At 47.9% G+C, this 13,389-nt stretch carries 18 protein-coding genes and 10 tRNA genes; 4 read left to right on the plus strand and 24 right to left on the minus strand.

Going from position 1 to position 13,389, the window contains the following annotated elements; genetic code table 11:
* Positions 1-36: 36 nt before the first annotated feature.
* From BLD48_RS04325 to acpS, 19 genes are all read right to left on the minus strand, one after another.
* Positions 37-113: transfer RNA gene (locus BLD48_RS04325), tRNA-Ile, on the minus strand.
* Between the two features lie 19 nt (positions 114-132).
* Positions 133-209, minus strand: a tRNA-Arg gene (locus BLD48_RS04330).
* A 4-nt stretch (positions 210-213) separates the two neighbouring features.
* Positions 214-299 (minus strand) — tRNA-Leu (locus BLD48_RS04335).
* A 28-nt stretch (positions 300-327) separates the two neighbouring features.
* A tRNA-Lys gene (locus BLD48_RS04340) sits at positions 328-403 on the minus strand.
* 7 nt (positions 404-410) lie between these two features.
* Positions 411-482 (minus strand) — tRNA-Gln (locus BLD48_RS04345).
* A gap of 4 nt (positions 483-486) precedes the next feature.
* Positions 487-562: transfer RNA gene (locus BLD48_RS04350), tRNA-Asp, on the minus strand.
* A gap of 34 nt (positions 563-596) precedes the next feature.
* Positions 597-672: transfer RNA gene (locus BLD48_RS04355), tRNA-Val, on the minus strand.
* A gap of 4 nt (positions 673-676) precedes the next feature.
* Positions 677-751: transfer RNA gene (locus tag BLD48_RS04360), tRNA-Glu, on the minus strand.
* 50 nt (positions 752-801) lie between these two features.
* Positions 802-893 (minus strand) — tRNA-Ser (locus BLD48_RS04365).
* An 8-nt stretch (positions 894-901) separates the two neighbouring features.
* Positions 902-976 (minus strand) — tRNA-Asn (locus BLD48_RS04370).
* Between the two features lie 149 nt (positions 977-1,125).
* Complete coding sequence (locus BLD48_RS04375; protein WP_071499101.1) at positions 1,126-1,566, minus strand: SprT family protein; 441 nt, start codon at positions 1,564-1,566, stop codon at positions 1,126-1,128.
* The gene (locus BLD48_RS04380; RefSeq protein WP_071499102.1) at positions 1,563-3,683 is read right to left on the minus strand and encodes a Tex family protein; all 2,121 of its coding nucleotides are present in this window, start codon (positions 3,681-3,683) and stop codon (positions 1,563-1,565) included. Before BLD48_RS04380 ends, BLD48_RS04375 begins: the two co-directional genes overlap by 4 nt.
* 67 nt (positions 3,684-3,750) lie before the next feature.
* Positions 3,751-4,548 (minus strand): RNA polymerase sigma factor SigB, encoded by a 798-nt coding sequence (gene sigB, locus BLD48_RS04385; protein WP_026830357.1) that lies wholly within the window; start codon positions 4,546-4,548, stop codon positions 3,751-3,753.
* Positions 4,514-4,996, minus strand: coding sequence for an anti-sigma B factor RsbW (rsbW, locus tag BLD48_RS04390; protein ID WP_071499103.1), 483 nt, complete (start codon positions 4,994-4,996; stop codon positions 4,514-4,516). The genes sigB and rsbW overlap by 35 nt, the downstream gene beginning before the upstream one ends.
* Complete coding sequence (locus tag BLD48_RS04395) at positions 4,993-5,319, minus strand: STAS domain-containing protein (RefSeq protein ID WP_014971519.1); 327 nt, start codon at positions 5,317-5,319, stop codon at positions 4,993-4,995. Before BLD48_RS04395 ends, rsbW begins: the two co-directional genes overlap by 4 nt.
* A 198-nt stretch (positions 5,320-5,517) precedes the next feature.
* Positions 5,518-5,868, minus strand: coding sequence for a type II toxin-antitoxin system PemK/MazF family toxin (locus BLD48_RS04400; protein ID WP_014971520.1), 351 nt, complete (start codon positions 5,866-5,868; stop codon positions 5,518-5,520).
* Between the two features lie 3 nt (positions 5,869-5,871).
* Positions 5,872-6,096 carry a hypothetical protein gene (locus BLD48_RS04405; protein ID WP_012371670.1) on the minus strand — a complete coding sequence of 75 codons (225 nt, stop codon included), beginning with the start codon at positions 6,094-6,096 and terminating at the stop codon, positions 5,872-5,874.
* A gap of 139 nt (positions 6,097-6,235) precedes the next feature.
* Positions 6,236-7,309, minus strand: coding sequence for an alanine racemase (gene alr, locus BLD48_RS04410; protein WP_071499104.1), 1,074 nt, complete (start codon positions 7,307-7,309; stop codon positions 6,236-6,238).
* On the minus strand, positions 7,281-7,667 hold the full coding sequence (acpS, locus tag BLD48_RS04415; RefSeq protein ID WP_071499105.1) for a holo-ACP synthase: 387 nt from the start codon (positions 7,665-7,667) through the stop codon (positions 7,281-7,283). Before acpS ends, alr begins: the two co-directional genes overlap by 29 nt.
* Positions 7,668-7,735: 68 nt before the next feature.
* On the opposite strand from acpS, the gene BLD48_RS04420 reads away from it, so the two are divergent.
* Positions 7,736-8,482 carry a rhomboid family intramembrane serine protease gene (locus BLD48_RS04420; protein WP_071499106.1) on the plus strand — a complete coding sequence of 249 codons (747 nt, stop codon included), beginning with the start codon at positions 7,736-7,738 and terminating at the stop codon, positions 8,480-8,482.
* A gap of 74 nt (positions 8,483-8,556) precedes the next feature.
* Here the strand turns inward: BLD48_RS04420 and BLD48_RS04425 are convergent, their stop codons facing one another.
* The 3 genes from BLD48_RS04425 to BLD48_RS04435 are packed head-to-tail and all read right to left on the minus strand — an operon-like array spanning position 8,557 to position 9,614.
* On the minus strand, positions 8,557-8,820 hold the full coding sequence (locus BLD48_RS04425) for a hypothetical protein (RefSeq protein WP_071499107.1): 264 nt from the start codon (positions 8,818-8,820) through the stop codon (positions 8,557-8,559).
* Positions 8,821-8,854: 34 nt separating this feature from the next.
* Positions 8,855-9,349 (minus strand): hypothetical protein, encoded by a 495-nt coding sequence (locus BLD48_RS04430; RefSeq protein WP_071499108.1) that lies wholly within the window; start codon positions 9,347-9,349, stop codon positions 8,855-8,857.
* Entirely contained in the window at positions 9,339-9,614 is a 276-nt protein-coding gene (locus BLD48_RS04435; protein WP_071499109.1) for a 4a-hydroxytetrahydrobiopterin dehydratase, read from the minus strand. The genes BLD48_RS04430 and BLD48_RS04435 overlap by 11 nt, the downstream gene beginning before the upstream one ends.
* Before the next feature lie 164 nt (positions 9,615-9,778).
* On the opposite strand from BLD48_RS04435, the gene BLD48_RS04440 reads away from it, so the two are divergent.
* On the plus strand, positions 9,779-10,312 hold the full coding sequence (locus tag BLD48_RS04440; RefSeq protein WP_014971527.1) for a cysteine hydrolase family protein: 534 nt from the start codon (positions 9,779-9,781) through the stop codon (positions 10,310-10,312).
* Between the two features lie 16 nt (positions 10,313-10,328).
* Positions 10,329-11,780 (plus strand): nicotinate phosphoribosyltransferase, encoded by a 1,452-nt coding sequence (locus tag BLD48_RS04445; protein WP_071499110.1) that lies wholly within the window; start codon positions 10,329-10,331, stop codon positions 11,778-11,780.
* Positions 11,781-11,795: 15 nt separating this feature from the next.
* Here the strand turns inward: BLD48_RS04445 and BLD48_RS04450 are convergent, their stop codons facing one another.
* Positions 11,796-12,125, minus strand: a complete 330-nt coding sequence (locus BLD48_RS04450) for a hypothetical protein (protein ID WP_071499111.1) — start codon at positions 12,123-12,125, stop codon at positions 11,796-11,798.
* 142 nt (positions 12,126-12,267) lie between these two features.
* Between BLD48_RS04450 and BLD48_RS04455 the strand changes: the two genes are divergently transcribed.
* Entirely contained in the window at positions 12,268-12,753 is a 486-nt protein-coding gene (locus BLD48_RS04455) for a YwpF family protein (RefSeq protein ID WP_071499112.1), read from the plus strand.
* Here the strand turns inward: BLD48_RS04455 and BLD48_RS04460 are convergent.
* Positions 12,750-13,340, minus strand: a complete 591-nt coding sequence (locus BLD48_RS04460; protein ID WP_071499113.1) for a histidine phosphatase family protein — start codon at positions 13,338-13,340, stop codon at positions 12,750-12,752. The genes BLD48_RS04455 and BLD48_RS04460 overlap by 4 nt on opposite strands.
* Positions 13,341-13,389 lie beyond the last annotated feature (49 nt).

Below are 13,389 nucleotides of genomic sequence, written 5' to 3' on the forward strand. Positions count from 1 at the left end.
CAGTTTTCAAAGTTCGTCATCGTTTGTTTTGAAAAATGGTGGGCCTAAGTGGACTCGAACCACCGACCTCACGCTTATCAGGCGTGCGCTCTAACCAGCTGAGCTATAGGCCCGTCAAAAGCAAACAAAATGTGGTGCACCCTGAGAGATTCGAACTCCCGACCCCTTGATTCGTAGTCAAGTACTCTATCCAGCTGAGCTAAGGGTGCGATATGGTGCGGTCGAGAGGACTTGAACCTCCACAGTGTTGCCACCACTAGGCCCTCAACCTAGCGCGTCTACCATTCCGCCACGACCGCAAATATAAAATTGAAATTAAAGTTAAAATGGTGTGTCATGCAGGATTCGAACCTGCGACCCTCTGATTAAAAGTCAGATGCTCTACCAACTGAGCTAATGACACGAAAAAACTGGGCTGGAAGGGATCGAACCTTCGCATGCTGGAATCAAAATCCAGTGCCTTACCACTTGGCCACAGCCCAAAAATGGCGGTCCTGACGGGATTCGAACCCGCGATCTCCTGCGTGACAGGCAGGCATGTTAACCGCTACACCACAGGACCACATTTTTGTGAAACTTAAGTATGAAATTGAAAATGGTGGAGGATGACGGGATCGAACCGCCGACCCTCTGCTTGTAAGGCAGATGCTCTCCCAGCTGAGCTAATCCTCCGAAATGGTGACCCGTACGGGAATCGAACCCGTGATACCGCCGTGAAAGGGCGGTGTCTTAACCGCTTGACCAACGGGCCATTTAAAAAATTGATAACTATTCTCAAGTAACAAATTCACATAAGAGGTCTGGCGGAGATGGAGGGATTCGAACCCTCGCACCAGTTTCCCGGCCTACACCCTTAGCAGGGGCGCCCCTTATAGCCACTTGGGTACATCTCCAAAAATAATGGCTCCGCAAGTAGGATTTGAACCTACGACCTACCGGTTAACAGCCGGTTGCTCTACCACTGAGCTATTGCGGAACGTGACGTTCGTTTCAGAACACTTTTCTATATTAGCAACTTTCTTTCTCTTCGTCAATGCTTTTTTAAAAAAGTTTTTAATGACGAGAAGTTGTTTAGTTGCGGTCATTTTGACGACTTCTATAATTTATCATGCTCCGAAATGAACGTCAACTACTTTTGTGAAAAATCTTTCCACGACATCGTCCACACCGATATCGTTCTGGATTCATCTTTCTTTTCCTTCTATATAATGTCCCGCATTTTTTACATTCATAGAGATGCGTCTTTTTTTCATTTTCTTTTAAACGCGGACTATACCGTAAGCCTCCGTACCGGGATAACCACTCTTTAAAGTCTTGATCTTGATGCCGGTGCCCTTTCCCTTGCAGGTGAAGATGATAGTGACAAAGCTCGTGAATGACGATTCCGCGAAAGATGTGCGGGTCTTCGAGATACCGCCGATTGAAGTCAAGATGGTGATCCGTCAAAAAATAGCGGCCGCCTGTCGTCCGTAAGCGATCATTAAACAACGCTCTGTGCGTAAAAGGTAAAGCAAACACGTCGAGTGATAACCGCTCGACGTATTGCTGCAACTCTTCGTTCGTCATGACGGGCTGACCATCGTTAAACCGATGCGTCCCCGCTCTGGTTCGACACTCGTCACCCACACTGTGACGATGTCCCCGACCGCGATGACATCAAGCGGATGTTTGACCCGTTTTTTACTGAGTTTCGAGATGTGCACAAGTCCACTCTCTTTCACACCGATATCTACAAATGCGCCAAAGTCGAGTACGTTGCGCACCGTCCCTTGAAACTCCATCCCGACTTGAATCATGTCGAGTGACAATACATCTTGGCGTAACAACGGTTTATCAAGTGCTTCACGCGGATCGCGCTCCGGACGTTGTAACGCTTCAATGATGTCGCGTAAGGTTGGTTCCCCAACTTCAAGCAATTGCGCCGTCTCTTGTACGGATAAAGCGTCAAGTCGCGTCCGCAACTCTTCTGTCCCTACTGTTTGTAACGAGAACTCGAGCTGCTTAAATAACCGTTCGACGGTTTTATATTGTTCCGGGTGAATTGGTGTCCGGTCCAGGGGATGGCTGCCTTCCGGTATCCGCAAGAATCCAGCCGCCTGTTCATAGGCTTTTGCTCCTAAGCGCGGTACTTTCAACAGTTCTTTCCGGGATTCGAAGGCACCTAGCTCCGATCGACGTTCGACGATTTTTTTCGCAGTGGCTTTTGTGATCCCCGCGACATAACCGAGAAGTGACTCCGATGCGGTATTGACATCAACACCTACCTGGTTGACGACCGTCTCAACGACGAAGTCGAGTGTTTCTTTCAGCTTCGTTTGTGTGACATCATGTTGGTATTGTCCGACACCCACCGATTGTGGGTCGACCTTGACGAGTTCTGCCAACGGATCTTGCAATCGTCTTGCGATCGAAATCGCCGACCGCTGTTCGACTTGTAGATCAGGAAACTCTGTCCGTGCGATTTCCGATGCGGAATAAATACTTGCACCCGCCTCATCGACGATTGTGAACGCGATGTCATCATGTTCCTTGAGCCAATTCGCGACAAACGATTCCGTCTCACGGGAAGCCGTTCCGTTTCCGATCGCTATCAATTCAATACCATATCGGTTCACGAGTTTCGTCAAGACCTGACGTGCCTCTTGTGCCTTTTGTTCAGACATCGTGACATAGACGACACCTACTTCCTTGAGTTCCCCCGTCGGATCAATGACAGCCCACTTACATCCGGTCCGGTAGGCAGGATCGAGACCTAACATCACTTTCCCTTTCATCGGTGGTTGCATGTAGAGTTGTCGTAAATTTTTTCCGAATACTTCAATCGCTTGATTTTCCGCCTTGTCCGTCAATTCATTCCGAAGTTCCCGTTCGATGGCCGGGAATACCGATTTTTTATAGCCTGTTTGGACAGCTTCTTCGACCAGACGCCGTTTTTCGTCCGCTAACCGGTTAAACGGGCGCAACAGGTACGGCAATACATGTTGATCATCTAGGACCACTTTGACCGAAACGATTTTTAACGATTCCGCACGATTGATCGCTAAAATCCGGTGCGGCACGATTTGACGGATTCGTTCATTGTATTCATAGTACTGCGCGAATACACGTTTCTCGTCGACTGCGTCTTTTTTTAACTTCGTGACGATGTCCGCGAAACGATACGCCGTCTTGCGGATATGATCGCGGACACTTGCCTGCTCGCCCCATTCCTCAGCAATAATCGCTTGCGCCCCAGCAACCGCTTCCCCTTCTTCATGCGCTGCGACAAACTGATTAAATTGTTCATCGTCATACGATTTCGGGGAACGTAAAAAGTCGGCGAACGGTGCCAGACCAGCTTCCCGTGCGATTTCCGCCTTCGTTCGTCGTTTCGGACGGAACGGTAAGTATAAGTCTTCGATCTGTTGCAGCGTCGTCGCCTCATTCAGGCTTTGTTTTAACTCTGCCGTCATGACTCCCTGTTCTTCAATTTTACGCAGGACGTCTTCTCGTTTCGTTTCGAGCTGCGTGATACTTTTATGGCGATCGAGGATCGCTTTGATTTCGACCTCATCGAGTTCACCGGTTTGTTCTTTGCGGTACCTGGCGATAAACGGAATCGTTCCCCCGTCTTCCGTCAGTTGTAAAACGGCTTTTACTTGTGCTAGTCGTAAATTCAATTCTGTTGCGATTCTCTTCTCCATCTTCTTCACCTCTTCTCCATTATACCGAAGAATCAATCGGACACAAAAAAAGACTGATGCCTGAGCATCAATCTTTTGAGAATACTTCGTTTGGTTCCACTTTGATCGCTTCGCGTAACTTTTGAAGGGCCCGGCGTTGCAGGCGCGAGACATGCATCTGCGAAATACCGAGTAATTCCCCGGTTTCCTTTTGACTCATGTTCCGGTAATAGGCACATTCTAAAATCGAACGTTCCCGATCCGTCAAAACCGCAAAAGCTTTTTCAAGAATCAACCTTTGATCAACCGAGTCATAACCATTTTCTTGGTTCCCGACTAAGTCAAGCAACGTGACCGTACTGCCTTCTTGGTCAGCTTCAATCGAACTATCAACGGATAACGCTTGATAACTTTTACCCATTTCGAGCGTCTCGAGAACTTCCTCTTCCGACACTTCCAGACGGGCTGCAATTTCATCAATCCGTGGTGACCGTTGCAGTTCCGTTGTCAATTCTTCGACGGCTTTCTTGATTTTTGGACCGAGTTCCTTGATTCGACGCGGGACGTGTACGCTCCATGTCTTGTCGCGGATGAATCGTTTGATTTCACCGATGATGGTCGGGACGGCAAACGATTCAAAACTGCGGCCAAATTCTTTATCAAAGCGGCGGAGTGCCGCGAGCAGACCGATCATTCCGACTTGAACGAGATCGTCATGAATCGGACGGCCACGTGAGAATTTACGGGCGAGTGCCTCGACGAGATCCGAGTAACGCGCGAGTAACGCAGCATGGACTTCCTCATCTTGGTCATCTTGTTGGTATAGGTCAATTAGTCGAAGGACTTCGTCATCACTGTGATGGCGTTGTTGAGACTTTGCTGGCACTTTGACCCACCTCATCTCTATTCATATATTTTGTCATATGGACAGTGACGCCGTTTGCTTTCTCGATCGTAACTTGATCCATGAGTGCTTCAATCATTAAGATCCCTAGTCCCCCCTCATGCAGAGAGTCTAGATCATGTGCGTCCGTAATCGGTTCACTTTGGCGTTTGACGCTGTCTTTATCAAATGTCACACCGTTGTCTTTGACGATGATTTCAAGACGATCATCCGGATAGACATTACACGTCAATGCCATCGACCCATCTTTTTCTCCTTCATATGCATGCTGAACGGCATTGGCACACGCTTCAGAAACCGCGATTTTGATGTCTTCGATGTCATCGTATGTGTAGCCCATCCGATTCGCGACACCAGAAACGGTTAGTCGAGCGATCGCTACGTATTCCGGTTTTGCCGGAAGCATCATTTCAAGCTGTTCGTTCTTCATTGTGTTCCACCTCGTACACCACTATCGATTGTAATGATGCTTGAAAGACCTGTGATTTCGAATAGACGACGAATCCGTTCGGATACCCCGACGAGTGTGAACGTCGTTCCGTTTTTCTTTGAGGCTTTGAGCGCCCCGACAAATACACCAAGACCTGTTGAATCCATATAATGAATTTCATCCAAATGGACGACGACATCATTTGTTTCGACTGCCGGTACTAATTCTTGACGAAGTTTCGGTGCTGTATACGTATCAATCTCTCCTGCGATATAGAGATGCGTCTGACCATCTAGTTGCTCTGTTTTAATTGTTAAATCCATCTTCAAGTTCCTCCTCAAGGAAAATCTACTATGTGTTTTCTCTATCTCTATCTCTATCATCTGAATGAACCACTTTAAATAAAAGGTCACCCTGATGTAATTCCCCGATTTTACTGTTCCTAAACCACTTTTTAAAAATTGTTCAAAAAAAAGTCGCATACAGTTGTATCGACTCTTCTCGCTGTTCTATGTAAGTGCCTAAAAGTCAATCAAGCCTAGGCTGATCGCGACGGCACTATTTACTTTCATCATCGTGTCAGGATCTAGGTGCGTGACTTTATCCGTTAGACGGCGTTTGTCGATTGTACGGACCTGCTCAAGTAGGATGACCGAATCACGTTCTAATCCGTGTCGCTCTCGATATACTTCCACATGGGTCGGTAGTTTGGCTTTGTCGATCTGTGCCGTGATCGCAGCCACGATGACCGTTGGGCTGAATCGGTTACCAATATCATTTTGTAGGACAAGGACAGGACGAACGCCTCCTTGTTCCGATCCGACCACAGGTGACAAATTTGCATAAAACACGTCGCCACGTTTGACTATCAAAGCTTACACCCCGCTTACTTGACGTAGGAGCGAGAACTCCGCCTCCGTTTCAATCTGGAACATTTCGCCAACGATTGATAAATTGATCGCTGCCATTTCTTCGTAACCACGTTTCAATTCCTCACGTAGCTGACGCTTGCGTTCTTCGGTCGTATGGTTCGACTTCATCCCAATCGTCTCCTTCGCTACATTTCGTTCAACAAATTGCTTTTCCCGTTGTTGGACCAAGATAATGGCACCTCCAGATTCACTGAAACCTTAACGAACGACTCACTTCCACTTCAATATATCAGTCAAATTCAGAAAATACAATCAAAATTCAAACAAATAACATTTTTTTACCATCATATTGATGTTTTTTCAAAAATCAGACGCGCGGGACTCGCTTCGAAAACTGGCAGAGCACTTCATAATTGATCGTCCCCAACCAGTGAGCGGCTTCATCGATTGGTACACCTTGCCCGATCAATGTGACTTCTGTTCCGATCGGGTAATCACGCGGTAAGCGGATCATCAACCGGTCCATACAGACACGCCCGACGATTTCGCAAGGAGTGCCATCGACGATCAACGCGTATCCTTGAAACTTGCGTGACCACCCATCGGCATAGCCGATCGGCACCGTTCCGATCCATTCATCCGTCGGAGCCGTATACGTCGCACCGTAGCTGATCGTCTGACCAGGCTCGACGTGCTTGACTTGCATCAGACGACTTTTCAATGAAAATGCCGGCCGTAAAAAGTAATAATAGGAACTCATCTCGTCTGATGGCAACGCGCCATACAGGGCAATCCCGACCCGGACGACATTACACGGTTCTTGACCGGCAAGACGGATGGCCGCAGCTGAATTGGCCGCATGAATATAGCGGATACCCGGCACACGTTCGACAAAACGCAGAAAAATAGTTTGTTGTTGCTCAAACAAACGACTCGTCAATTCATCCGCCGTCGCGAAGTGTGTATAAATTCCGTCCAGTTCCATCAAATCCGGATCCAGTTCTTTGAGAACCGCATCTAGCTCGTCCAGTGTCTGCAGACCAAGTCGTCCCATCCCGGTATCGACTTTGATATGAAGACGCAAGTGATCGATTTCCGTCAAATGTCTTTTCGCTTCCCGTAACCACTCCGCTGAAAACACAGGGACGGCGACATCATAATTCGAGGCAATCGGAGCATGTTCGGGTAAAAGTGCCTCGAGCATCAAAATCGGTGCTTGAATGCCCGCTTCCCGCAACTCGATGGCTTCTTCCAATAAAGCGACAGCAAGCATCTCCGCCCCGTTTGCTAAAGCGATTTCTGCGACAGTGATGGCTCCGTGTCCATATCCATCGGCTTTGACGACAGCCATCATCGATTGATGCCCCATCCGCGCCTTGATTTCTCGTACGTTATGGGCGATTGCCTCGCGGTCAATTTCTATCCAAGTTGGTCGATACATCTAAACTCCTCTTTTCTAATAAGACTTGTGCAGCCGCGTAATGATCGGAATGCGTAATCGATAGATGAATCGTTCCTTCGAACGGACCCGTCATGACCGGTCGCCCTGATGTTTCGTTCAGCACTTCGAGATCGAGCCACGAGACATCAGCACCTATCCCCGTCCCGAATGCTTTGACGAACGCTTCCTTTGCCGCGAACCGTCCTGCGAGATATTCCAGCTGCCGTCCCTCAGACAAGGTATGAAACCGTTCTTGTTCTGCTGCTGTCAAGATCCGTTCGATGATTCGTGGCTGACGCTCGAGCGTCTGTCGGATTTGTTGCAGTTCTACGAGATCGAGTCCTATTCCGAAAATCATTCCTGACGCCTCCACAGTTCTATTCTTCGCCATCTTCATATAGAATGAAGAGGAAGCGAGGTGTTGTCATGTTTAGTCGAACGGAAAACCTACAAACGTTCACACGTTCTTATCCGGTCGTTTCGTTGTTCATTTTAATCCAAGTCGCTCTGTTTGTCATCGAACAGTTAAACGCCTTTTTCAACTTGGGCTTTTCACCACTCAATTACGGGGCAGCCATCAACCTGTTCATCGGGAACGGGGAATGGTGGCGCGTCGTCACGGCGACCTTCCTGCATTATGATTTTTGGCATATCGCCTTCAACACGTTTGCCTTGATCATTTTTGCACCTGCACTGGAACGGATGATTGGTCATGCGAAGTTCGCATCCTTCTATCTCCTCGTCGGTACACTCGCAAACGTCTTGACGTACTTCACGAAAATCAATGAACCGTTTTACGGACAGGCCGGGGCTTCCGGTGCCATCTTAGGGTTGCTTGGTTTTTATGTCTATCTCGGTCGATTCAAGCGGACGGTCATCTCAGCCGATGATGCACGCCTGGTCTACATCTTCAGTGCGATCACGGCAATCTTTACACTGCTTGGTTCGAACGTATCCGTGTTTGGTCACTTGTATGGGTTCGTCCTTGGTTTTCTCGCCGGCTTCCTCTTCGGAAAAGGCACAGTACCGTTTACACGACCATTCAATACCGGAAGACGCCCTGCGTCAGGCGGTCGCATCATTCATACGAGCGGTTCCGGACAACTCGGACGGATCACCTTTTATGTCATCGTCGCCTTCGCCGTCTTCGGTTTACTCGCACGATTCATCTGACGAACGCTACAAAAAAAGCGAATCCTCCTGTTTTTTCCGTTTTCGGAATTCAGAAGGGTTCGCTTTTTTTAACCTTATTTACGTAATGATTCCGCCAAATCTTTGATATCATCGATCAAGTTGTGAATCGTTTCTTGGTTATCCGTATACAGGGCGCGAATCTCTTCAAAACGTCCTTTTGGATCCTGTTTGACGGCCGAAAGCTGCGTACTTGCTCCACCAAATGTCCGTTTGACGGCAGCGAGTTGCGATTGACGTGTATCTTTATGAAGCATCGACAACGTTGCTCCGACAAGCGCTCCACCAAGCGTTGCTACTAAAAAGTAATTCTTTTTCATCTGTTTTTTCCCCCTAGACTAATTTGACTATTTATTATAGTGGTTGTAAAAGTTGATACCGTTTCATGACCGGAGAAGGCGCAAACGACTTCCCTGCTTCTTCAGCATACTGGTCGACGGTCAGTCGTTCAACTGATTTCGCGTAACGTGCCGCGTCTCCTTCATGGTTGAACTGAATCAACAAGACTAAATCCGTGCCGCGTTCGACACGAGCAATCCGTACTGCTTGAAAACTATCATATTCTGCCCCAAGTACTTTAGGATCTGACATGACTTGGTGCACAAATAGATCGCCACTGTTCTGATCTGCCGGAATCGACCAATAGAACAGACTGCCTTCTTCGTTAAAATTACCGCGTGTTTCAAGCAACGTGTACGTATTACCACTTTGGAAAGGGGATTTTCCTTCTGTTTCGATAAACAAAAGAGCTTCCCCACTCCCGCTTGCTGCCCGAATGTGTGAATCACGTGCTCGAATTTGATCAACAAAACTACCGCTACCAAATGTTATGGAAAGTTTAGATGGCATCACAGGCCTCCGCGAGTTCGAAGTCTTTGCCGGTCAGACCGCCTGAATCATGCGTCGTCACAGCAAGCGTAACATTTTTATAATCGATGATGATACGAGGGTGGTGGTTTAAGTGTTCTGCTACCGAACCAACCTCCTGTACAAAATCAAGTGCTGCCGGAAATGAATCCAGTGTGTAGACACGGACGATTTCGTCATCGACGACACGCCACTCGGACAGTCCTTCCAGATGTTCTTCCACTTCATACTCATTCAACCTCTTCATGCCATGTTCCTCCTCCACAATTATTTTCGTCCTATACCTTATACCCTACTTTTCCACATTCTTATACCTATCACTAGCGGATTTCTTCCTTTTGTCTTCGGATGCAGATAGAGTACAATGTGAAAGAGAACACTATCTTCCATAAAAGAAAGGGGCAGACGCTCATGCGTGCACTTATCGTCATTGATTATACATTTGATTTTGTAGCCGACGAAGGAAAGTTGACGTGCGGAAAACCAGGCCAGGCAATCGAAGGACGGATCGCTTCGTTAATGGATGAATTTTCATCCGCAGATTATGTCGTCATCGCAAACGATATCCATGAAGAAGGAGACACCTTCCATCCGGAAACGGTCCTCTTCCCGCCGCATAACATCCGTGGCACTCATGGCAGAGACCTGTTTGGACAGGTTGCCGAAATGGCGCGTGTTGCGGATCATGTCATCGACAAAACACGGTACAGTGCCTTTGCCGGAACGGATCTTGATTTACGTTTACGCGAACGTTCGATTCACGAAGTTCATCTCGTTGGTGTCTGCACCGATATCTGTGTGCTGCATACAGCCGTCGACGCCTACAATCTAGGATATAAAATCGTCGTTCATGCCGATGCCGTCGCAAGCTTCAATGCGATTGGTCACGACTGGGCACTCACACATTTCAAACAATCGCTCGGCGCAGATGTCGTCGGCGAATAAGAAGGGATCTGTCTTCATGCTACAACGTAACCTCGCACTTCATACTGACCTGTATCTTCCACGGTGGATGTATATTTATTGGCAGGAAGGACGTCATAATGAACGTGCTGTTTTTGATGTCTATTACCGGACGAATCCGTTTGAAGGGGGCTATGTCGTCTTCGCCGGACTTGAAAATATCATCGAGTACGTCCAAACTCTTCGCTTTACGGAAGAAGACATCATCTATCTCCAAAAAATGATTGGTTTTCCGGAAGAGTTCAAAGACGAATTACGAAACTTTACATTTTCCGGCTCGATCTCAAGTGTCAAAGAAGGCGAAATCGTTTTTCCAAATGAACCGCTCGTCCGGATCGAAGCACGGATTTTCGAAGCAAAATTGTTACAAACAGCCATCTTGAACATCGCCAATCACGAATCCCTCATCGCAACGAAATATGCGCGGATTCGTCAATCAGCGCCGGGTGCAAAATTCCTCGAAGCCGGTGCGCGCCGAGCGCAAGGGATTGACGCTGCTTACTTCGGGACACGTGCTTCTTATTTAGCAGGCTTCGACGTCACGAGCCTCGCCTCTGCCGGACGTGACTTCGGAATTCCTTCAGGCGGAACGATGGAGCATGCCGATATTCAATTCCACGATGACGAATTGACGGCTTTCCGGACGTTTGCTGCGTATTATCCCGATCAAGCGACATTGCTCGTCGATACGTACGATACGTTAAAAAGTGGTTTACCGAATGCCATCATCGTCGCAAAAGAACTCGCCGCGAAAGGGCATAAACTACGCGGCATCCGGATTGATTCCGGTGACTTATCCTACCTATCAAAACGCGCTCGGACGATGCTTGACGAAGCCGGTTTCACAGAAGTCGATATCGTCTTGTCGGGTGATCTGGATGAATACGTCATCCAAGATTTACGCATCCAAGGGGCACAAGCCAATACATTCCTCGTCGGGACACGCGGCATTACGGCATATGAGCAACCAGCCCTCGGGATGGTCTACAAGTTGGTTGCACGTGAAGTCGACGGGGCACTTGTTCCTGTCATTAAAGTCTCTTCGTCTAAAGCGAAGACGACGACTCCGCATATCAAGGAAGTTTACCGAATCGTCGACCGGGTGACGAATAAGTTTAAGGGCGACTACGTGACGTTGCTCGATGAAGATCCGACTCATCTGGATTCGATTGATTTGATTGACGTCCGGGATCCTTCGTTCCGAAACCGGATCGAGAATTTTAACGTCGAGCGCCTGTTGACACCAATCTTCGTCGATGGCGAGCTCATCTATTCCGTCCCGACAATCGAAGAAAGCCGACAGTTTCACGAACAGCAAATCGGCCGTCTATGGGAAGAATATAAACGCCTCCGCCTGCCGGAAGTGTACGCCATCACATTCAGCGATCGTCTCTGGAAGCTGAAACTCGATATGATTCGCGATACGCGGACCGCAAGCGGTATCAAATAAAAAAAACAGCCTGCTTCAGCTGAAGTGGGCTGTTTCATTTGGTGTCGGTGTCATTTGGATTGTCGTTTGTTCCATTTGTTGACGAAAGTACCACGCGAAGCCAAGCGCACCTCCGATCAAGACGATATACGTAATGCGTTGACCAAATTCAGCCAACGAATCCGCATAAAAAATACTGATCAAGTGGTCGCTTCCACTGATGAGAAGCAAACAGGCAATCAGGAGCGCTATGCGATAAGCAAGCGTCGGACGATCGGTTGGTTCGGCATGCCAATACGTAATGATGTAATGGGCAAGTAAGATGATTCCAATGATTCCTAATACTCCTATTAGTGCTTGCGGCATAATGAACGGTCCTCCTGTTTCTGATTTCTACTTTCATTTAAACATAGTTCACTAAAAAATCCTCTCTAAAACTTTCCCACCGTTTGCTTGGTCACGGTATACTGGAGAAAATCTGTTGTCCATTCAACAAGGAGGCGTTTTCTTGAAAACCTTTAAATTGTGCACACTACGTATTTTAATGGACGAATCCGGTCAAGATACAACGATTCCGGTTGCGATTAAAGATGGACTGACCGTCAGTACCGACCAGACGGCACAATGGGTCGCAGAAATCGTCGTCTTAAAAAACGATCAACCGATCATCGAGGAACTCTTTACCAAAAAATTACGGGCGTTGATTGAAATCACGATCTCCCGACCGGATAACGATCCCGCCGCGATGATTGTAACACCACTTGAATCCACACCGTTAAGCGAAGGCGTTTCTTACTTGTTCAAAGGAAAGATGGTCATGATGAAAAATGATTTATCCGAATCCATCTTACGTGAGGTCGTCGAAGACCACTTTACCGGTGAAGCCTTGATTCAAGAGTACAAAGACCGTCGCTCCAAACGCGGAGCGCACATCACGAGCATCGCCAAGGAAACATTCAAACAGTACCTCCAGGAAAATCCGACCCTTCCTTAAGGGCGTTTTGTCGTGTCTGCGATATGGTCCGCTACATTGATGCGTTCAATCTCGTACCGGTCGGAAAAACGAATGTAGTTGGCACAGGCATTTTTGAGCGGTGTCCGGTAACTGAAGCTATCATCAATCGAGGATAACGCTGCTTTGATCGTATGTGAATGACAGACGATCAGCAGGCGTTTGCCTCGATATTTTTTGGTCAATTCTTCGACCGCTGAAAATACCCGTTCCTGGATTTCCTGTTCGGTTTCAAGTCCCGGCACGCGTGTCGTATCATTGGCTTGGACCGCTTCATAAATGCCTGCGACCGGTTGACCGGACGCAAGACCAAATTCCCGTTCGACCAACCGTTCATCCGTCTCCGTCACGTCCAGCCCAATCGAACGCCCGATGATTTCTGCCGTTTCGACAGCCCGTGACAACGGGCTTGAAATCAGGACATCCCACTTCTCTTGTGCCAAATATGTGGCACTCATCCCAGCCTGCCATCTGCCCGTCTCATTCAGCGGAATATCTTCTCGTCCTTGAATCCGTTCATTTAAATTCCAATCGGTTTGACCGTGACGCACTAAACAAATTTCTGTCATCTCGCTGTCTCCTTCAAAAGAAATATGACTGATTGTATCATGTTTTCTT

It is taken from the genome of Exiguobacterium sp. KRL4 (assembly GCF_001870785.1).
In the GTDB taxonomy this organism is placed as follows: domain Bacteria; phylum Bacillota; class Bacilli; order Exiguobacteriales; family Exiguobacteriaceae; genus Exiguobacterium_A.